General features: G+C 38.7%; 20 protein-coding genes. 11 read left to right on the top strand and 9 right to left on the bottom strand.

What is annotated here, in order from left to right; all coding sequences use genetic code 11:
- Nucleotides 1-11: 11 nt before the first annotated feature.
- A complete protein-coding gene (locus tag AC1M9K_RS01290; RefSeq protein WP_481588245.1) occupies nucleotides 12-1,427 on the bottom strand; it encodes an LLM class flavin-dependent oxidoreductase in 1,416 nt (471 codons plus the stop codon).
- Between the two features lie 207 nt (nucleotides 1,428-1,634).
- Here AC1M9K_RS01290 and AC1M9K_RS01285 point away from each other — a divergent pair, with 207 nt between their 5' ends.
- Both AC1M9K_RS01285 and AC1M9K_RS01280 read left to right on the top strand, forming a co-directional pair.
- On the top strand, nucleotides 1,635-2,885 hold the full coding sequence (locus tag AC1M9K_RS01285) for an SfnB family sulfur acquisition oxidoreductase (protein ID WP_481588244.1): 1,251 nt from the start codon (nucleotides 1,635-1,637) through the stop codon (nucleotides 2,883-2,885).
- A gap of 13 nt (nucleotides 2,886-2,898) precedes the next feature.
- Nucleotides 2,899-4,161, top strand: coding sequence for an acyl-CoA dehydrogenase family protein (locus tag AC1M9K_RS01280; RefSeq protein WP_481588243.1), 1,263 nt, complete (start codon nucleotides 2,899-2,901; stop codon nucleotides 4,159-4,161).
- Between the two features lie 158 nt (nucleotides 4,162-4,319).
- Here the strand turns inward: AC1M9K_RS01280 and AC1M9K_RS01275 are convergent, their stop codons facing one another.
- A complete protein-coding gene (locus tag AC1M9K_RS01275) occupies nucleotides 4,320-5,639 on the bottom strand; it encodes an acyl-CoA dehydrogenase family protein (protein WP_481588242.1) in 1,320 nt (439 codons plus the stop codon).
- 198 nt (nucleotides 5,640-5,837) lie between these two features.
- Here AC1M9K_RS01275 and AC1M9K_RS01270 point away from each other — a divergent pair, with 198 nt between their 5' ends.
- Nucleotides 5,838-6,047, top strand: a complete 210-nt coding sequence (locus AC1M9K_RS01270; protein ID WP_481588241.1) for a hypothetical protein — start codon at nucleotides 5,838-5,840, stop codon at nucleotides 6,045-6,047.
- Nucleotides 6,048-6,093: 46 nt separating this feature from the next.
- On the opposite strand, the gene bioB is transcribed toward AC1M9K_RS01270, so the two are convergent.
- Nucleotides 6,094-7,083 carry a biotin synthase BioB gene (gene bioB / locus AC1M9K_RS01265; RefSeq protein WP_481588240.1) on the bottom strand — a complete coding sequence of 330 codons (990 nt, stop codon included), beginning with the start codon at nucleotides 7,081-7,083 and terminating at the stop codon, nucleotides 6,094-6,096.
- Between the two features lie 290 nt (nucleotides 7,084-7,373).
- A complete protein-coding gene (queG, locus tag AC1M9K_RS01260; protein WP_481588239.1) occupies nucleotides 7,374-8,477 on the bottom strand; it encodes a tRNA epoxyqueuosine(34) reductase QueG in 1,104 nt (367 codons plus the stop codon).
- A 20-nt stretch (nucleotides 8,478-8,497) separates the two neighbouring features.
- On the opposite strand from queG, the gene AC1M9K_RS01255 reads away from it, so the two are divergent.
- A complete protein-coding gene (locus AC1M9K_RS01255) occupies nucleotides 8,498-10,009 on the top strand; it encodes an NAD(P)H-hydrate dehydratase (protein ID WP_481588238.1) in 1,512 nt (503 codons plus the stop codon).
- 15 nt (nucleotides 10,010-10,024) lie between these two features.
- Nucleotides 10,025-10,303: an acylphosphatase gene (locus AC1M9K_RS01250; RefSeq protein WP_481588237.1), complete on the top strand. Its 279-nt coding sequence runs from the start codon at nucleotides 10,025-10,027 to the stop codon at nucleotides 10,301-10,303.
- 23 nt (nucleotides 10,304-10,326) lie between these two features.
- On the opposite strand, the gene ruvC is transcribed toward AC1M9K_RS01250, so the two are convergent.
- Nucleotides 10,327-10,872 (bottom strand): crossover junction endodeoxyribonuclease RuvC, encoded by a 546-nt coding sequence (gene ruvC / locus AC1M9K_RS01245; protein WP_481588236.1) that lies wholly within the window; start codon nucleotides 10,870-10,872, stop codon nucleotides 10,327-10,329.
- A gap of 122 nt (nucleotides 10,873-10,994) precedes the next feature.
- On the opposite strand from ruvC, the gene AC1M9K_RS01240 reads away from it, so the two are divergent.
- Both AC1M9K_RS01240 and AC1M9K_RS01235 read left to right on the top strand, forming a co-directional pair.
- Complete coding sequence (locus AC1M9K_RS01240) at nucleotides 10,995-11,579, top strand: FxsA family protein (protein ID WP_035263802.1); 585 nt, start codon at nucleotides 10,995-10,997, stop codon at nucleotides 11,577-11,579.
- Between the two features lie 106 nt (nucleotides 11,580-11,685).
- Complete coding sequence (locus AC1M9K_RS01235) at nucleotides 11,686-12,327, top strand: LysE family transporter (protein ID WP_481588235.1); 642 nt, start codon at nucleotides 11,686-11,688, stop codon at nucleotides 12,325-12,327.
- Here AC1M9K_RS01235 and AC1M9K_RS01230 read toward each other — a convergent pair.
- The gene (locus tag AC1M9K_RS01230) at nucleotides 12,271-12,480 is read right to left on the bottom strand and encodes a hypothetical protein (protein WP_035263798.1); all 210 of its coding nucleotides are present in this window, start codon (nucleotides 12,478-12,480) and stop codon (nucleotides 12,271-12,273) included. The two genes, AC1M9K_RS01235 and AC1M9K_RS01230, sit on opposite strands and share 57 nt — an antisense overlap.
- A gap of 308 nt (nucleotides 12,481-12,788) precedes the next feature.
- On the opposite strand from AC1M9K_RS01230, the gene AC1M9K_RS01225 reads away from it, so the two are divergent.
- On the top strand, nucleotides 12,789-13,031 hold the full coding sequence (locus AC1M9K_RS01225) for a hypothetical protein (protein WP_035263796.1): 243 nt from the start codon (nucleotides 12,789-12,791) through the stop codon (nucleotides 13,029-13,031).
- Nucleotides 13,032-13,076: 45 nt separating this feature from the next.
- Here AC1M9K_RS01225 and metK read toward each other — a convergent pair whose 3' ends face one another.
- Complete coding sequence (gene metK / locus AC1M9K_RS01220) at nucleotides 13,077-14,243, bottom strand: methionine adenosyltransferase (protein ID WP_035263794.1); 1,167 nt, start codon at nucleotides 14,241-14,243, stop codon at nucleotides 13,077-13,079.
- A gap of 443 nt (nucleotides 14,244-14,686) precedes the next feature.
- On the opposite strand from metK, the gene tkt reads away from it, so the two are divergent.
- Together tkt and AC1M9K_RS01210 are read left to right on the top strand one after the other, a co-directional pair.
- A complete protein-coding gene (tkt, locus tag AC1M9K_RS01215; protein WP_481588234.1) occupies nucleotides 14,687-16,675 on the top strand; it encodes a transketolase in 1,989 nt (662 codons plus the stop codon).
- A gap of 114 nt (nucleotides 16,676-16,789) precedes the next feature.
- Nucleotides 16,790-17,005: a hypothetical protein gene (locus tag AC1M9K_RS01210; protein WP_035263790.1), complete on the top strand. Its 216-nt coding sequence runs from the start codon at nucleotides 16,790-16,792 to the stop codon at nucleotides 17,003-17,005.
- Between the two features lie 60 nt (nucleotides 17,006-17,065).
- Here the strand turns inward: AC1M9K_RS01210 and AC1M9K_RS01205 are convergent, their stop codons facing one another.
- A complete protein-coding gene (locus AC1M9K_RS01205; protein ID WP_481588233.1) occupies nucleotides 17,066-17,593 on the bottom strand; it encodes a nuclear transport factor 2 family protein in 528 nt (175 codons plus the stop codon).
- A gap of 331 nt (nucleotides 17,594-17,924) precedes the next feature.
- Here AC1M9K_RS01205 and AC1M9K_RS01200 point away from each other — a divergent pair, with 331 nt between their 5' ends.
- Nucleotides 17,925-18,512, top strand: coding sequence for a YceI family protein (locus tag AC1M9K_RS01200; protein WP_481588232.1), 588 nt, complete (start codon nucleotides 17,925-17,927; stop codon nucleotides 18,510-18,512).
- Between the two features lie 47 nt (nucleotides 18,513-18,559).
- Here the strand turns inward: AC1M9K_RS01200 and AC1M9K_RS01195 are convergent, their stop codons facing one another.
- Nucleotides 18,560-19,186, bottom strand: a complete 627-nt coding sequence (locus tag AC1M9K_RS01195; protein ID WP_035263786.1) for a LysE family transporter — start codon at nucleotides 19,184-19,186, stop codon at nucleotides 18,560-18,562.
- Between the last annotated feature and the right edge of the window lie 23 nt (nucleotides 19,187-19,209).

Raw genomic sequence — 19,209 nt, 5'->3', positions numbered from 1 at the left:
TTTAAATTGATCTACACAGATTCAAGTGTTGCGGTTTGGGTTGAAGTGTGCAACCCATTCGTTGATGACTTACGGTATTGAGCACCACGATGATCATCTGGAAGTAATGGTCCATGACCAAACAACTTTTCTCTCAGTGTCCCCTTGGTATATTCAGTAGGGTAAACACCGCGACGTTGTAACTCAGGAACGACGTATTCGACCACGTCTTCAAAAGATTGATGTGCCAAAATATAAGCCAAATTGAATCCATCAATGCCAGTTTCATCCACCCATTCTTGAAGACGATCGGCAACTGTGCTTGGTGAGCCGACAATCACGGGTCCATTTCCACCAACACTGGTCCATTTTGCAATTTCTTCTATGGTCCAAACTTTGTCTGGATCTGCTTCTACGTATGATTGCAACATAGATTGAATGGCATTGGTATGAATATATTCAACCTGGTCTGTAGCTTTGAATTGTGAAAAATCTACACCAGACCACCCTGAAGCGAGTGTTAATCCACCATCATAACTTCCGTAAGATTGATACTCTGCAAATTTAGCCTGCGCTTTTTCATCAGTTTCATCGACCACAATCGCAAGCATTGTATAAATTAAAACTGCGTTTGGATCTTTACCTTCCTCAATAAGATTCTGACGAATTCCTTGTGCTAACTTTTTTACAGCAACTTTCGTTGGTGCAGATATAAATACGCACTCTGCATTTTGACTGGCAAATTTCTGTCCACGCTTTGATGCACCAGCTTGGTATAATACAGGTGTGCGTTGCGGAGAAGGTTCACAGATATGAATACCTGGCACGCTAAAATATGTACCTTCATGAAGGATTGGATGAACTTTGGTGTGATCCGCAAAAATACCAGCAGCTTTGTCGCGTCGTACCGCATCATTTTCCCAAGAACCTTCCCAGAGTTTATATAAAACTTCCAGATACTCGTCTGCAATATCATAACGATTGTCGTGACTTACTTGGGTTTTTAAACCTAAGTTTTTGGATCCGCTTTCTAGATATGAAGTCACAATATTCCAACCCGCGCGACCTTTGGTGAGATGATCCAACGTGCTCATACGTCGTGCGAAGGGATAAGGATGCTCGAATGAAATAGAGGTGGTTACGCCAAAGCCTAAATGTTGGGTGACTGCTGCCATTGCTGGAACAATTTGAATTGGATCATTCACAGGAACTTGAACAGCACCATTTAAAGCATGTTGAGCCGATTGATGATACACATCATAAATACCCAAAACATCTGCAAGAAAAATACCGTCAAAAATACCTTTTTCTAATATTTTTGCTAAATCAGTCCAATATTCCAAATCTTTATATTCCGTAGAGCGATCGAGCGGATGACGCCATAAGCCTGGGGACTGATGTGCAATGCAATTCATTTCAAAAGCATTAAATCGTATATGTTTAGTCATAATGAAAATATAAAATAATTAAATGTTTATATTCTGATTATATGAAATGTCATACTTATTATTTAATGAGAAAAACTGCAATATACATAATAAAAAAATAAATGATTTATTTTGTTTGAAATTAGATTAGTAAATAAAATAATCGTATAAAAAATTAAAATAATTAGTGCTAGTTTAATTTTATTCAATTTTTTTGAAGAGAATAAAATGACTGCACAAATAGATATAAAATTGCATGAGGCTGAAATTTCAAAAGAATTCTACCAAATTCATCAGCCAGCGCATGTGATTAAGACAGATCAAGAAGCGATTCAAATCGCACAACAGCTCGCTGAAGATTTTGCAAAGGAAGCCTCCATTCGTGATCATGAACGCCGTTTACCTTTGAGTGAAATAAACAAGTATTCTCAATCAGGGCTTTGGGCAATTAACATTCCAAAGCAATATGGCGGTGCAGGAGCGAGCTACAAGACTCTCGCTGAAGTTGTTAAAACCATTTCTAGCGCTGATCCATCACTAGGTCAAATCGCACAAAATCATTGGGTGTTTCTAGAGCATATCCGTTTAGATGCCACCGAAGAACAAAAACAATTCTTTTTTAAAGCAGTACTGGGTGGAGAGCGTTTGGGGAATGCTTTCTCAGAAAAAGGGTCTAAGACGGTTGCCGATCTCACCACAAAAATAGAATTTGATGCTTCTGGCAATGGGATTGTGAATGGACAAAAATTCTTTGCGACTGGAGCTTTACTGGCACACCGCATTCCAGTTGTTGCGATTGATGCTGAAGGAAAACCATTTGCTGCAATCGTGCCACAAGGGACAGAAGGTGTAAAAATTACCAATGATTGGAGTGGGTTTGGTCAGCGTACAACGGTCAGTGGATCAGTCGAATTAAACAACGTTAAAGTAGATGCAAAATATATCGTTCCAATTTATCAAGCTTTTGTAAGACCGACAGCAGCTGGAGCAATTTCTCAATTTATTCAAGCTGCTGTAGATGCTGGGATTGCACGTGGTGCGATTCAAGAAACGATTCATTACGTTCGTAACTTTGCACGTCCATGGATTGATTCAGGTTTAGATAAAGCAAGTTCAGATCCATATACCATTGCCAATATTGGTGAATTGAAAATTAAGCTGCGTGCTGCTGAAGCCGTTCTGGATTTGGCAGGATTAGCGATTGATTTAGCACTTGCTGAACCGACCGAAGATCATATTAATGAAGCAACATTGCTCGTGGCTGAAGCAAAAGTCTTAACGACTGACATTGCGATTTTAGCAGCGAATAAATTATTTGAGCTTTCTGGCACGCGTTCGACCTTATCAGAATTAAATTTAGATCGTTATTGGCGCAATGCTAGAACACACACTTTGCATGATCCCGTGCGTTGGAAATACAACATTGTAGGAAATTATTTTCTAAATGATGTCCCACCACCACGTCATCCATGGAGCTAAGGAGAAATTTATTATGACTATATTAAATCAGAATGAAGAACTTTCACTTGGTGCCAACTATGAAGAGGTTGCAGCAAAGTTTCGACCGATTTTTAAGCAGATTGCAGAAGGGGCCGTTCAACGAGAAACCGATCGTGATTTGCCTCATGAACAAATTAAATGGTTAAACGATGTAGGTTTTGGTGCATTACGTGTACCAAAAAAATATGGCGGTGCAGGTTTTACCCAACAGCAACTTTTCCAAATCTTAATCGAGTTGGCGACAGCGGATTCAAATATTGTGCAAGCTTTACGTGGACATTTTGCATTTGTCGAAGACCGTTTAGTGGCGCATAAAGATCAATCACAAGCGTTTTGGTTTAAGCGATTTGTAAATGGTGAAATCGCAGGAAACGCTTGGACAGAAGTCGGTAATGTTGAGATAGGCGACGTCATTACCCGAGTGAAACAAAATCAACAAGGCGAATATGAAGTTTCAGGAGAAAAGTTCTATTCTACAGGTACTATTTTTGCCGATTGGATTGATCTTTTTGCCTATGATGAGACCACTGATCAGCATGTGATTGCAGCGGTCTCAACTAAAGCTAATGGAATTAAAGTACATGATGATTGGGATGGATTTGGTCAAAAAACCACTGGAAGCGGGACGCTAAAAATCAACCAAGTGTCGATTGAACGAGATCATATTTACCCGTTTGATCAGCGTTTTAAATATCAAACAGCTTTTTATCAAGTTGTACATCTAGCAACACTGACCGGCATCGCATTTTCTGCGGTGGAGACCTTTAGTGAGGAAGTGCGTAAGCGTACTCGAATCTTTAGCCACGGGAATGCTGATCTTGTCCGTGATGATGCTCAGATTCTACAAGTGATTGGTAAGGCATCTGCTCAAGCATTTGCCAGTCAAGCCATTACTTTAAAAACAGCTGCAGCACTGGATGATGCATATTTAAGTCACTTTAATGCGTCATCTGAAAAAGATCATGAGATTAACCAAATTGCGGAACTAGAATCTGCTCAAGGGCAGGTCGTCATTTCAGATCTTGTACTTGATTTAACAACTAAACTATTCAATAGTTTGGGCGCTTCAGCCAGCGCTTCATCAAAACAGTTAGATCGTTTCTGGCGTAATGCACGAGTCGTATCCTCACATAATCCGATTATTTATAAGGAGAAAGTGGTGGGTGCTTTTGTCGTGAATCAAACTGAATTGCCATTTGTATGGCAAATTGGTAATAGTCCTTTGGCGAAACATTTGAAAACTCAAGCTGCCTAATTGATGTAATTTCGATGATGCTAAAAAGGTCCTGTTAAGGACCTTTTTACTAGGTTCGTAAATAAGAGCTCTAATAGCCTAAGCGATTTAGATAGATCACTTTAAAAAACACTAAAAAAAGACACTAAAGAATAGTGTCTTAAAGATTTAAAGCGAGCTCAAGAAGCCTTATCTGTTTGTAGAAGCCCTGATTCATCAACTTTACCGATACGCCATTGATAAGGGGGCAATGCACCATTTACGCTAAAGTCTCCGACAATTCGATCTTTATAAATTCTTGGGTTGTGTGATGCGAGCGTACGAATATTTCGCCAGAAACGATCTAAAGCTAAGTTTTTATCAGTGGCTGATGCTCCTAGAGCATCAAAAATGATGGTCGAAGCATTTAATGCAAGTGTGGTGATAATGGTTTGAGATTGAGCAACCTCTAATTCTGCTATGGCATTTTGATCTGCTTCGAGTTGTTCATTATCATTCAACCCAGCTTCAAAAGCACGTTGTATAGCCTGTGCATTTTTTCCAATAATTGCTGCAGTGGTGTACGCGACACCACGAATTTGACCCACCACTTGTAGGATTTGAGCATCATTACGGACGAAGGAAGCATTGGCATGCGTATAATTTCTTTCACGTTTATAAACCTCAGCTGATACTTCATAGCTTGCTGCTCTTGTAAGTCCTGAAATAATTGCCAATTGAATCAGTTGATAGAATGCTGCTGAATATTTAAAGCGCTGTTGGTCTCCGATGACATCTTGTTGATTCACAACAACATCAGTGAACTTAGTAGTACCACTTGCTGTAAGAATTTGACCAAAACCATTCCAGTCATCCACAATCTCAACACCTTCAGCATGTCGAGGGATTAGAATACTGGCTGATTCTCCATACAAATCAGTAATACCCACATCAATCCAGTCTGCATACAAGCTTCCTGTGGTATAAAATTTTTGTCCATTCAATATCGTGCGTCCCTCAGCATCTTTGGAAAGTCTCGTTTTAAATTCATGAATGGACTCATTTCCACCTTCAGACCATGCGCTTCCAATAATTTGACCTTGAGCTACTCTAGGAAGCCATATAGATTTAAACTGTGGGTCGCGGCTGAGCAGTAAATCTTCCACAAAGCCAAAATGTACGCGAAGTGCCTGAGGTAAATTTGCATCAGCTTCGGCAAGTTCGATTAATAGATTAAATAATTCTGGAATAGTTGCATCAAATCCCCCTTGCGAACTGGGTAAGCGAAGTTTCGTAAAACCGATGTCTTTTAACCATTGAATCTGTTCAAAAGCTAAAATTCGTTTTTTTTCGCGTTCTGATCGCGAAGCTTTGATTTTTTCAAATGTAGGTCTGAATAACGAGGCGAGGCTTTCATAACGTGAAGAAGGTCCTTGTCCCCATACAGCATTAATTTGTGTGGTCAGTGCGCTGGGACGATGTTGCAATGCAGTTTGAGTTTTTAAATTAACGATACTCATAATACTCAGTCTTTATTTTAAATTGAAATAAAATAATAGCGCTTATAAAATGGGTGAAAATCGATTTATTGTGATATGTAAATATAATATGTTGGATTAATAAAAAAATAGACATTATCTTAAATAAAGAAAATGATATTCAATAAAATGAATTGAGATATAATAATATTGTGATTGAAAAAAAAGGATTTAAATTAAATGAGTAAAGATTTTAAATCGAATACTTATATTTGTGATGATCATGTCATAGATACGATTTATTGGTTGATGCACCACCAAGATAGTTATGATCGCTTTGAGTTTGATGCATTTAGTCAAAAAATAACGGTACACCATGCCAATGGAACAGATGAAATTAAGCCAGGACAGTATCTTAATGCCAGTTATGGCATATTGATCACATCATAAAAAACCGAAGCAAAGCTTCGGTTTTTGATTGAGCGAATCTTATAAATTAACTTGCCATTGCATCTATAGTCAGCTCTGATACAGTCGGCTTCGCTTTTTCGGCTTTTAGACCTAACTTATCGAACAACTGTTTATCTTTGCCTTCACCAGCATTGGGTGTCGTTAAAAGCTTTTCACCTGAGAACAAAGAGTTAGCACCCGCCATAAACGCTAATGCTTGATCCGAATCAGAAAGAGATTCACGACCCGCTGAAAGTCTTATATAACTTTTTGGCATGATAATACGCGCTACGGCAATAGTGCGAATCCATTCAGTCACATCGAGTTTTTCAACATCTGCTAAGGGTGTGCCTTCGATCGGTACAAGCATGTTGATTGGTACCGATTCTGGATGAATAGCTAAGGTCGCAAGTTCATGTAATAGACCAATACGATCTTGAGTATCTTCACCTAAGCCAACAATTCCACCGCTACACACTTTCATGCCTGCTTGGCGTACAAAGTCTAAAGTATTTAAACGATCATCATAAGTGCGTGTGGTAATCACATTTGGATAGTACTCACGAGAGGTATCTAAATTGTGATTGTAATAATCTAAACCTGCTTCTTTTAAACGTTCCGCTTGTGATTGATTGAGCATCCCTAAGGTCATACAAGTTTCAAGTCCTAGGGCCTTTACCTCACGTACCATTTCAAGTACATAAGGCATATCGCGTTCATGAGGATTTCGCCATGCAGCACCCATACAAAAACGAGATGATCCAGAAGCGAGAGCTTCTTTGGCTTCATTAATTACTTTTTCAACAGCAATTCTTTTTTCGGCTTCAAGTTTGGAATCATAGCGTGCAGATTGAGAACAGTATTTACAATCTTCAGGACATTTACCCGTTTTGATCGATAGTAATGTACTGACCTGAATGGTATTTGCATCAAAGTGTTGACGATGCACGCGTTGTGCTTCGAAAATTAAGTCCATGAAGGGTTGTTCATAGAGTTTTTGTATTTCTTCACGCGTCCAATCATTGCGTACTTGCATAATTTATCCATCAATTGAAAAGCTACTTATTTGATCATACTGTAATTTTAATAATGCAAAATCGTAAAATATGACAATAATGACTCAAAAAAATTATCAAATTTGCCAACTCAATAGAAATTAATCATTGTGGATTTAGTTACAAACTTGACTATTTTTATGCGTTTTTCGCCGCAAAATTATTTTTTGGGAACTTGATGTTGAGAACTTGTTGCTAACGTGTGCTTAAAATTTCAGATCATGCTCAAAATGGTGATTTTGTCTTGTCAAGTCATCTTGGAAAAGTAGTGTTAATTGTTTCTTTTTGAGTGTTGTTCTTGTACTGCCCAGTCAATATGGATTTGCACAATCTCACTAGACTGATTTCTTTTTAGTATCAATTGCTCAATATTGTTTGGATGATAGGGTGCATTCCCGATTCCAATCGCAATATTCCGCATAAAGCTTTCATAGCCTGTTCTACGCAGTGGACTGCCTTCTGTGTTGGCTAAGAATGTTGCTTCGTCCCATTGCCATAATTCCATTAAAGAAAGACGATCCAGCCCATGACGGGGATGGAAATCAGTAACCGTTGTGGTTTGTGCGAAACTATTCCAAGGACAAATCAGCTGGCAATCATCACATCCAAATACGCGATTACCTATGCCACGGCGTAGTTCTTCAGGAATCACACCTTGGTATTCAATGGTCAGATAGGCAATACATTTTCGGGCATCTAATTGATATGGCGCTACAATCGCCTGCGTTGGACAAATATCAATACATGCTGTACATGATCCGCAATGTGCACTGGCAGGCTCGTCAAAGGGTAATTCAAGAGAACTAAACAGTTCACCGAGTACAAAAAAGGAACCCGATTTTTTGTGGATGAGCAGGGTATGTTTACCTGTCCAACCCATACCTGCAGATTCAGCGAGTGATTTTTCAAAAATAGGGGCTGAATCGGCGAAAGGTCTTGATTCAAACGGACCGACTTTTTCACGAATAAGGTTTGAAAGTGTTTTTAATTTACCGCGCATGGTTTTATGGTAATCCCGTCCGCGTGCATATCGCGCAATAACGGCAGAATTAGGGAAATCAGGTACTGTTCGAGGTTGAGGTCGTTCAACCAAATAATTCATTCTGACGCAGATAATACTTTTTGTATGGGGAACCAACAGTGTTGGATTAGCACGTTTTTCCAAATTTTCTTCGAGGAACTTCATGTCACCATGAAATCCTTGATCTAAATATGCTTTTAATCGAGGTAATTCATCTTGAGCATCAGGTCGGGCAATGACACAATCAGCGAAGCCCAGTTCCAATGCTTGAGATTTAATCCAAGCTTTAAGCGCATGAGGATCAAATTGCTGTGTTGGAATACGAGCTGGTATAGATGAGAGAGATTGAGTCATAAATAAAAAAAGGAACGATAATGCATCAACAAGTTTATCACAGCAGTGAGATACAAGCTTGGGAACAGCGCTGGTTTGACGATCAAAATAGTGCTTTTGGTCTTATGCAGCAAGTTGCTTGGATGATGGCACAAGAAATCATCACAATTCTTCAAGGTATTGAAAAAAAGAAAATCCGTATCGCAGTCTGCTGCGGCAAAGGAAATAATGCAGGGGATGGTTATCTTGTTACGTACTATTTAGCACAGCACTCTTTATCACGACATTGTTCATTCAACCAAAATCTAGAAATCGATATTTTTTCTTTTTCACAAGTCGATCATCACTCGGCTGACTCCTTGCAGAGTGCTTATAAAATGAGTCAATCCATACCACTTAAGCAGTTCACCGATCTGAACCATTGTAAGGGTTATGATGTCTATATTGATGCATTGTTTGGAATTGGAATTAATCGTACTTTAAGTGAAGACTGGCAGAGAATTATCCATCATATTAATGAGCAAGACGGCGTCAAAATTGCGATTGATATGCCGAGCGGTTTAGATGCAAATACAGGTCAACCATTACCAATGGCTATTCATGCTCAGCATACGCTTACCGCACTCGCATATAAGGTAGGGCAATTTGTAGGGCGTGCACAGGATTTTATAGGACATCTAAAACTCATTCCCATTTTACCATGTGACTCAGATTTAAAACCTGTGGCCCGATTAAGCCCAGTCAAAACAATTTTGCCGCGACGACACTCTACAGGACATAAAGGAACGTATGGGCATGTGCTCGTGATTGGCGGTCATGCACAAATGGGAGGTGCGGTGATTATGGCGGCTGAAGCTGCATTTGCCGCTGGGGCGGGTAAAGTCACGATCGTGTGTGATGCTAAACATCATTCAGCAATTTTGTCACGATCTCCCAATGTAATGGTGCAGGATATTAATCGTTTCGATCCATCACAACGAAAAAATTTGCTACAGCAAGTCGATTCGATTTGTTTTGGAATGGGGTTGGGACGTGATGATTGGGCAGCTGAGCAATATGATCAATGGATGAGTATTCTGTCCTCTACGAACAAACCGACTGTACTCGATGCTGATGCATTGTGGTTCTTATCTGAAAAGCCCATTCGACTCAATGAGAGAACTTACGCAACGCCACATCCTGGTGAGGCTGCAAAACTTTTACACTCTAGCGTGGCGGAAGTTGAGCATGACCGCATCAAAACAATTAAACGATTACAAACACTGTATGCTGGTGAATGGGTTTTAAAAGGTGCAGGAAGTTTAACAATTGACACGCAGCAAACCATTTGGATTTGCACCCAGGGTAATCCAGGAATGGGTACAGGTGGAATGGGGGATATTCTTGCAGGAATGATTGCTAGTCTTAAAGGACAATTGTCTAATTCCATCCAGCTTCATGAAATTGTTAACTTACATGCCGTGGCAGGTGATGTATTGGCTCAACAGGGTGAACGTGGTTTGTTAGCTCAGAATATGGCTCAAGCGATTTATCAAATAGTAAATCTAAAATAAAATTCAGGGATAGATATGCGATATTTAAAATTAACCATACAAGGTCTTGTTCAAGGGGTCGGATTTCGTCGCTGGTTTATGGAACAAGCCTTAAAGTTGCATTTAACTGGTTACGTTAAAAATATGGATAATGGGGATGTGGAAGCTGTCATTGTTGGTACATATCAAGATGTCAATGACATGATCAAACTGGCCATGGCAGGGCCTCATAATAGTAAAGTTAAGCAAATCTTCTATGAAGACTTAATTGACATCAAAGAGCGTGATTTCGATAGCTTTAAAATTCGCCAATAAGTGCATTGAGTGTCGAGAGACTTTTAACGTCGACGACTACTGCTGCGGCTTCGTCCACGTGCCATTCCACCTAAAGCATTTAAGACGGCCAATTTACTCATACTGCCAGAGGCATGTGCATGGCAAATTGCTGCGGCAAGTGCATCTGCAGCATCGGCTTGTGGTTTAATATTTAAATTAAGTATGCGCATGACCATCATTTGAACCTGTTCTTTATCAGCAGCGCCATAGCCAACAACAGATTGTTTAATTTGACGCGCAGTATATTCAGCCACTTGTAGATCTAAATTGACCAATGCCGCTATAGCTGCACCGCGTGCTTGACCAAGTTTTAAGGCAGAGTCAGGATTGACCGCCATAAAAACCTGTTCAACAGCAGCTTCAGTAGGACCATGAAATTTAACGATTCTTTCAATGCCTGAAAAAATTCGTTTTAGACGCTCAGGCATGTCAGGTGTTTCAGTGCGAATTGTTCCAGCATCAACAAAAGTGAGTTTTTGCCCCTCTTTTTGAATAATACCGTAACCTGTTAGACGTGAACCAGGATCAATTCCGATAATTAATGACATTCCATGACTTTAAAAATAAAATAATGCCCATATTGTTACATAAGCGTATGAAAAAAGCTTGATACAGATTGAGCAGATGATTACGACCCTATATTTAAATTTTTGAGATTAGATTACATTTCATGAAATTAGCTCTTATTGTTTTAATCGGTATAGTCCTTGAAATCTTCGTATGGGTCGGTGTGGGTGATCTAGTCGGAAGTATGTGGTATGTATTCTTCTGGTTTATTGCTGCATTCTTTATTGGTTTAAATATGGTTCGTTCTCATGCATCAGGTTTAATGCCACAGATGCAGCAAATGCAACAAGGTCATATGAGTGCTGATCCGAATTTGACCAATAACTTACCTAAAATTATTGCGGGTATTTTCCTTTTGATTCCGGGGTTAATTTCCGATCTATTCGCCTTACTTATTCTAATTCCACCTGTTCAAACAGCATTTAAAGCGGTGATGATGAAAACCATGATGAAGCGTCAGCAAGCCATGATGGAAAAAATGATGGGTGGTATGATGGGAGATATGGGCGGCATGGGTGGTCAAGCAAATGGTCAGAATCCATTTGCAGATTTAATGCGCCAAATGCAAGAAATGCAAAGCCAGCAGCACGGTCGTGGTTCAAATGACTCTACTATCATTGATGGTGAAGCAAGAGAAATTACACCTGAAGCAAAGAAAATTGAAATGAAAGACGTTAATCAAAAGTAAATTGCGCATGTTCAAAACCAGATGTAATGTCTGGTTTTTTTATTTTTGTATCTCGATTTTCCTAAAAAACAGTATAATTCAAACAATTTTTATTCATTTTTGATTTATGTCTCTATTACTTACCATCTGTGTCCTACATCTTGTTGCTCAATTGAGTCCTGGACCTGATATTTTGTTGATTGCCAAATGCGCAGCGTCAACCACAATCGCAAATACGTTGAAAGTTATTTTAGGCATTTCTATTGGAATTTTATTTTGGGTGATTTTAACCTTATCAGGTTTTGCGCTTTTGATTGCCCAGTTCCCATGGATTCAACAAGTCTTAATGTTAGTCGGTGGTTTATTTTTGGCAAAAATGGGTTGGGCGATGCTAAAGGGTGGTTGGCAAACTTATAAGTCTTTCAAATTTGATGCAATTGATGAAAATCAGTTACCTTTAAAAGCTGAAAAATACTTTCTGATGGGGTTGTTTACAAACCTATCCAATCCTAAAACACTGATTTATTTTAGTAGTGTATTTTCACTTGCCTTAACTGCTTCAGCACCAGAGATGTTGAAAATACAACTGGCAGTCATTATTCCGATTCAAACGTTTTTAACCTTTACGTTTTTGATGGTCGTTTTAGCACGACCTAAAATTAAACAGCTCTACCAGCGTTCAGGGCATTACATAGATATGGCATCGGGTGGTCTATTTTTGATCTTTGCAGTCTGGTTGTGGATAGATGCGCTTATTTTGCTTAACTGAATCCTGATCTAACTCTTCTGTTTGAGTCAGAACGAGCGTGTCTTGCTGATAACGTCTTGGTCGCAAAGTTGCTTCAGTATTTTCAGAACCTTGATAAGAGCGACTTCTGTTTGCTCTTTCTCTCAAGCCGCCTTTCTTAATTAATTGAACCATCGTCATATCATCATTTTTTCACTACGTTTATTTTACTTCAATTTATGATTTCCATGCGGATATGATGGGCGAGTGCGTGAATAAAATATGGATAATCTCTAGAAGAAAAAAGAATGATAGAGCAGGTTGTCAAAAAAAATTCATATAGATATCTGATAATACAAGATATTGAATGAAGACATAGATGGTTGCTGTTTTATAGCTACATCATAAGGTTGATTATTGGTGAAGGCTTATATAGTATAAATATTAGCCTCTAAGGTGATGTGGATAAAAATAAAAAAGACAGTCAAATCGGGAGGATGAGTATGCTGTATCAGTATCATTGTGCGTGTTGCGACAAGGTGGTTGCTTCGACAGACAAAGTGTGTTCTGAATGCGGATCACAAAATATCAGAACACCTTATGGTTTTTGGATATTTTGTATCATTGCGTGTTTAGCCGCAGCCATTGTGTTTAAAGTGGCCCATTTATATTTACAAGATAACCAAAATGTCCCTGTGAAGCAGTCGTTTTTGGACACGCTTCATCAAAGTGATAAAGCAAATTGAATCTATAAAAAAGCCCACATCAATGTGGGCTTTTTTATTTGGAAATTACAGACCAGCTGATGCTTTAAGCGCTTCAACTTTGTCTGTCTTTTCCCAAGTGAATGCAGTATCAGAACCTTCACGACCAAAGTGACCATATGCAGCAGTTTGCTTATACATCGGTTGAATGAGATTCAACATACGTGTAATTCCATATGGACGTAAATCGAAATGCTCACGTACCAATGCAATAATCAATTCTTCAGAAACCTTAGCAGTATTGAATGTATTGATTGAGATAGATGTTGGTTCAGCAACACCAATCGCATAAGACACTTGAATTTCACATTTATCGGCTAAACCAGCGGCAACAATATTTTTTGCAACATATCGACCAGCATAAGCAGCAGAGCGGTCTACTTTAGATGGATCTTTACCAGAGAAAGCACCGCCACCGTGACGAGCCATACCACCATATGTATCTACAATGATTTTACGACCTGTTAAACCACAGTCACCGACTGGACCACCAATCACAAACATACCCGTAGGGTTGATGTGGAATTTGGTATCCGCATGGAACATATCTGCTGGAATCACTTTTTTCACGATTTCTTCAATGACAGCTTCTTTTAAATCAGTCTGTGAAATCTCAGGATCGTGTTGAGTCGATAATACGACCGCATCTAAACGAACAGGTACGCCATTTTCATATGCAAAAGTCACTTGGCTTTTCGCATCTGGACGTAACCATGGCAGACTTCCGTTACGACGAAGTTCTGCTTGTTTTTCCATAAGACGGTGCGCATACGAAATAGGAGCAGGCATTAAAACATCTGTTTCGCGACTTGCGTAGCCAAACATTAAGCCCTGATCGCCAGCACCTTGATCTTCAGGTTTTTGACGATCTACACCTTGAGCAATTTCAGGAGATTGTTTGCCAATCATGTTGATAACAGCACAAGTTGAACCATCGAAACCTAAATCAGAATGATGGTATCCAATGCCATTTACGGTTTGGCGTACAATTGCTTCAAAGTCTACATTTGCAGTTGTTGTGATTTCACCTGCAAGAACAACAGCACCTGTTTTTACAAGCGTTTCACAAGCAACCCGCGCATATGGGTCTTCTTTTAAGATTGCATCCAAAATAGCATCACTGATTTGGTCAGCCATTTTATCTGGATGGCCTTCGCTTACAGATTCTGAAGTAAATACAGCGTACTCGCGCATAAGTCCTATCACAGTTATTTCTAAAGACGCAATATGGTACATCGACTTAACGTTAAGGACTAGCTTAACCTGACTAAAAAGCATGAATTTATGTCATTTTTGTGTTTTTTTAATTGATATCATCATCTGTTAAATTGATAAGCGAAATCTTTTGTACAAGACTTATTCTTTTTAAAGCTGAACTGAAATAAAAAACAGCTTAAGTTGCTTCGAAAGAATGTGAATATATGATTCAACATCAGTACTTTAAAAATAGGCCACGCGACCAAAAAATATTGGATTGAATTGAATATTGATAAAACCGACTCGCTTTGTATGAATTTTTTCGCTTTAGGGCTGAAATATACGTTTCTGGGCTTTACGCTGTTTGATTTTTTTAAGACAATACACCCAGTTTTTGAATTTTATTCATTTCCCATCTTTAATTTATCGGACACTGATCTATGACAACCCCGCTGAATGAACGTCGCATTGCTAACGCAATTCGTGTACTTGCAATGGATGCTGTGCAAAAAGCAAATTCTGGACATCCAGGTGCACCAATGGGGATGGCTGATATTGCTGATGTTGTATGGCGTGAATTCTTAAATCACAATCCGACAAACCCTCAGTGGGCTAACCGTGACCGTTTTGTATTATCAAATGGTCATGGCTCAATGCTTCAATATGCATTATTACATTTGACTGGCTATGATCTTTCAATTGAAGATTTAAAAGCATTCCGTCAATTGCACTCAAAAACACCGGGGCACCCAGAATTAGGTTATGCACCTGGTATCGAAACAACCACTGGTCCATTGGGTCAGGGTATCGCGAATGCTGTTGGTTTTGCTTTGGCTGAAAAAACCTTAGCAGCGCAATTCAACAAAGAAGACATTAAAGTCGTTGATCATTTCACTTACTGTTTCTTAGGTGACGGCTGTTTAATGGAAGGTGTTTCTCATGAAGCATGTTCATTGGCAGGTACTTTGGGTCTAGGTAAATTAATTGCTTACTATGACGACAATGGTATTTCAATTGATGGTGAAGTAGAAGGTTGGTTCTCTGACGATACAGAACAACGCTTCTTAGCTTATGGCTGGCAAGTATTGAAAGTTGATGGTCACGATGCAGATGCATTACGTGCGGCAACTTTAGAAGCTAAAGCTGAAACGAAGAAACCAACAATCATTATCTGTAAAACGATTATTGGTTTAGGTTCACCAAACAAACAAGGTAAAGAAGATTGCCATGGTGCACCACTGGGTAACGACGAAATCGCATTAACGCGTGAAGCGTTGGGTTGGACTGAAGGTCCATTCGAAATTCCCGCTGACGTTTATGCTGCATGGGACGCGAAAGAAAAAGGTCAACAAGCAGAAGCAGCTTGGAACGAAGTATTTGCACAATATGAAGCAAAATATCCAACTGAAGCGACTGATCTTAAACGTCGTTTAAGCGGTGAATTACCTGCTGACTTCGTTGCAAAAGCCGATGCGTATATTGCAGAAGTAAACGCAAAAGCTGAAACTATCGCAACACGTAAAGCAAGCCAAAATGCAATCCAAGCATTTGCCCCAATGCTGTCTGAAATCTTAGGTGGTTCTGCTGACTTAGCAGGTTCTAACTTAACACTTTGGAAAGGCGCACAAGGCGTTCAAGACAATGCTGCAGGTAACTACGTACACTATGGCGTACGTGAGTTCGGTATGACTGCAATCGCAAACGGTGTTGCACTTCACGGTGGGTTCATTCCTTACGTAGCAACATTCCTCATGTTTATGGAATATGCACGTAACGCAGTACGTATGTCTGCATTGATGAAACAACGTGTGATTCATGTTTACACACACGATTCTATTGGTTTGGGTGAAGATGGTCCTACGCATCAACCAATTGAACAAATCGCATCTTTACGTGGTACACCAAACCTCAACACATGGCGCCCATGTGACACAGTTGAAGCAGCAATTTCTTGGAAATCTGCGTTAACTCGTTCTGAAGGTCCAACTGCTTTGATCTTCTCTCGTCAAAACTTAGCATTCCAAACACGCACAGAAGCACAAATCGCTGATGTTGCGAAAGGTGGTTATGTATTGGCTGAAGAAAAAGGCGAATTGAAAGCGATTATCATTGCAACAGGTTCGGAAGTTGCATTGGCAATGGAAGCTTATGCACAGCTTGAAGGTGTGCGTGTTGTGTCTATGCCATGTGCTGAAGAATTTGTTAAGCAAGATGCTGCTTACCGTGAGGCAGTTCTTCCATCTAACATTCGTGCACGTGTTGCTGTTGAAGCGGCTCATGTTGACTACTGGTGGAAATTCGTAGGTCTTGATGGTCGTGTGATTGGTATGACTACGTATGGCGAATCTGCTCCTGCAAAAGATTTATTCCAACACTTCGGTATTACGACTGAAGCAGTTGTCGCAGCAGTGAAAGAAATTACTGCTTAATTCTTAGAATTAAGTGTTTTAAAAGGCGTCCCAACTGTGGGGCGTCTTTTTATTTTTATGTATCTATATAGATACATTCATTCCCTAGATTTCAGATTGGAAGTGAGTAGCGCAATGAGTTTGTATGAGCAAATTAGTGATGAAATTACTTTAATGGATGCGGGTGAGCAAAAGTGGATTGGTGAAGACTTACCACTTGAAGCGATGGTAGCAGTAGAATTATTGCTACAAGATATGGCTGAAGAGAAAATCATTAAAGTACGTCGAAAAAATCGTGAAAAAACTTCAGGATTAAAACAGATTGATCGTATTCTGATTGAAAAGCTTTAACAGTCATAAAAAAAGCCTCTTATGAGGCTTTTTTATTATCCTATTTTTATTATTTTACAGTTAATTAGCCGTAGTTTCTGACACGGTAAAATTTAATTTTGGATCAGCATTTTGTTGAATTGTCCATTCACCACTTACTCTGAAAGATGCAGCTGAAGCGTAAGTATCTTCCATAAACTGGAAATACGTGATTAAGCCATCTTTAACTATTGCTTTAATTGAAAAAGGTGAAGTAAAAGTGCGCTTAGCGTGAACAGATGTATAAGTAAATTGACCGAATACAGCCACTGTTTCATTTTCAGCTAAAATATCTGTGATTTGAAAATCATCGATCGTCCAATAAGTTCCGACATTAGAAAAAGTATATATATAGGCATCACGACCTGTAGAAGTACCAGCCCAAGGTTCAATTTGTTTAAGTTCAGGATTGTTGAAATTTAGCGAAGTATAAATGGCATCTTCAGCCACTAACTTTTCTGAAGCAATCGCTACTCTTGATTTATCAGTATTATATAAAAAAGCCAATACGACATCTTTAGGTGCTTTAGTTTTAAGCGCTTTATCAATCGCTTGTTGTTGTTCACTCATCATTATTCTCCAGTTCAAAGTGGTAATTTTAGTATTATAAATGAGACAAAATATTAGTATATTGTATAAATGTTTAATTTAATCTCATATTTAAGATATGTGTTGATGTTAACTGCTTATTAGTAGAAAGCTGAAAGATGAAAAACATGATCTATACACAAGTGATAGTCATAATCTGATCAAATTGATTTGATAAAAGTGACACCTTCTTAAGGTGCGTTCTAATCTTGCAACAAACTGTTCTATCTGTACTGATGCAAGAATTTCAGAATGCTATACATTATTCACTATCCATTTCATAAATGTTTTTAAAAAATTTGAGGAAAAATTGATGAACTTTAAAACAATAGCGTTAAGTGCCGTAGTGCTTTCTGTAGCAACAGTTTCAGTTGCTGAACCAGTTGAGTATAAAATTGATCCAACTCATACAGCGACAGTATTTACTTGGGATCATTTTGGCTTTTCTACACCATCAGGTAATTTTAGCGATATCCAAGGGACGATCAAAGTAGACAATGAAAAGCCTGCAAATTCAGCGGTGAATGTCACAATTCCACTTTCAAGTATCAATACAAATGTCAAAGCTTTAGATGAACATTTATTGAAACCAGATTTCTTTGATGCTGAAAAATATCCGAATATCACTTTTAAAAGTACTAAAGTTCAACCAAATGGTAAGAACAAGTATAAGATCACAGGTGATCTAACGATTAAAAATGTTACTAAGCCTGTCGTACTAGATGCTGTTTTGAATAAACAAGCTGAACATCCTATGACGAAAGCGCAGTCTATTGGTTTCAATGCAACGACTTCATTTGACCGTTCTGCATTCGGTGTAGGCGCATATGTGCCTAATGTAGGCGACAAAATCACGGTGAATATTACGACTGAAGCTTCAGTTGCAACTGATAAGAAATAATATTCTTCAAAAACAGTACATTTTAGAAAGCACCTACGGGTGCTTTTTTAATCACGATTAAAAATTAAGAAACATCCAAAACTGATAAAAATACTACCTGTTATAAGATCAATCTTCTTGCTGATTTTTTGATATATTGTGTTTACTTGTTTAGCAGAAAAAATAAAAGCAACTATCGCAAACCAAATCAAGCTTTCAACAAAAATTAACATTAACAGGGAACTCTGCTGTATCAGAGTTGCATCACTATTCATCGCAAGCGCGAAAACACTACTGAAGTAAACTAATGCTTTAGGATTTGCCATATTGGTGAGAAAGCCTTGAATCAGTAAAGAACTGTATTTTTTCTTGACTATGCCTTTTGTAACGTAAGCTGAAGCAGGCTCTAATTTCGTTAGCCCTGATTTAAAGAGTTGAATGCCTAAATAAATGAGATAAACCCCTCCTAAAATCATCATAATTGTTTGGAGCCAAGCCATTTTTTGGAATAGATAGTGTAATCCACTCATAGCACAAATTGCCCAAACTAAAATACTAAGAGAAATTCCTAATGCTGCAAAAAGTGCATGTATGCGAGACTGTCGAACCGCACTTTGCGTGACAAATAAAAAATCTGGTCCAGGACTAATAAGTGCAAAGAAATGAATGATGGCTAAACTGAACAGTGGTGACATTTATATCTTCATTATAATTTTTG

This window comes from Acinetobacter sp. 24-47-67 (assembly GCF_056779735.1).
This window is presented reverse-complemented; position numbering and strand designations above follow the sequence as displayed.

Coding starts and splice junctions, on each gene's coding strand:
- AC1M9K_RS01210 (WP_035263790.1), top strand. CDS start 16,790: ATGAGTTTGTATGAGCAAATTAGTGATGAAATTACTTTAATGGATGCG.
- AC1M9K_RS01255 (WP_481588238.1), top strand. CDS start 8,498: ATGCATCAACAAGTTTATCACAGCAGTGAGATACAAGCTTGGGAACAG.
- ruvC (WP_481588236.1), bottom strand. CDS start 10,872: ATGTCATTAATTATCGGAATTGATCCTGGTTCACGTCTAACAGGTTAC.
- AC1M9K_RS01280 (WP_481588243.1), top strand. CDS start 2,899: ATGACTATATTAAATCAGAATGAAGAACTTTCACTTGGTGCCAACTAT.
- AC1M9K_RS01290 (WP_481588245.1), bottom strand. CDS start 1,427: ATGACTAAACATATACGATTTAATGCTTTTGAAATGAATTGCATTGCA.
- AC1M9K_RS01200 (WP_481588232.1), top strand. CDS start 17,925: ATGAACTTTAAAACAATAGCGTTAAGTGCCGTAGTGCTTTCTGTAGCA.
- metK (WP_035263794.1), bottom strand. CDS start 14,243: ATGCGCGAGTACGCTGTATTTACTTCAGAATCTGTAAGCGAAGGCCAT.
- AC1M9K_RS01230 (WP_035263798.1), bottom strand. CDS start 12,480: ATGGTTCAATTAATTAAGAAAGGCGGCTTGAGAGAAAGAGCAAACAGA.
- queG (WP_481588239.1), bottom strand. CDS start 8,477: ATGACTCAATCTCTCTCATCTATACCAGCTCGTATTCCAACACAGCAA.
- AC1M9K_RS01285 (WP_481588244.1), top strand. CDS start 1,635: ATGACTGCACAAATAGATATAAAATTGCATGAGGCTGAAATTTCAAAA.
- AC1M9K_RS01250 (WP_481588237.1), top strand. CDS start 10,025: ATGCGATATTTAAAATTAACCATACAAGGTCTTGTTCAAGGGGTCGGA.
- bioB (WP_481588240.1), bottom strand. CDS start 7,083: ATGCAAGTACGCAATGATTGGACGCGTGAAGAAATACAAAAACTCTAT.
- AC1M9K_RS01240 (WP_035263802.1), top strand. CDS start 10,995: ATGAAATTAGCTCTTATTGTTTTAATCGGTATAGTCCTTGAAATCTTC.
- tkt (WP_481588234.1), top strand. CDS start 14,687: ATGACAACCCCGCTGAATGAACGTCGCATTGCTAACGCAATTCGTGTA.
- AC1M9K_RS01205 (WP_481588233.1), bottom strand. CDS start 17,593: ATGAGTGAACAACAACAAGCGATTGATAAAGCGCTTAAAACTAAAGCA.
- AC1M9K_RS01195 (WP_035263786.1), bottom strand. CDS start 19,186: ATGTCACCACTGTTCAGTTTAGCCATCATTCATTTCTTTGCACTTATT.
- AC1M9K_RS01235 (WP_481588235.1), top strand. CDS start 11,686: ATGTCTCTATTACTTACCATCTGTGTCCTACATCTTGTTGCTCAATTG.
- AC1M9K_RS01275 (WP_481588242.1), bottom strand. CDS start 5,639: ATGAGTATCGTTAATTTAAAAACTCAAACTGCATTGCAACATCGTCCC.
- AC1M9K_RS01270 (WP_481588241.1), top strand. CDS start 5,838: ATGAGTAAAGATTTTAAATCGAATACTTATATTTGTGATGATCATGTC.
- AC1M9K_RS01225 (WP_035263796.1), top strand. CDS start 12,789: ATGCTGTATCAGTATCATTGTGCGTGTTGCGACAAGGTGGTTGCTTCG.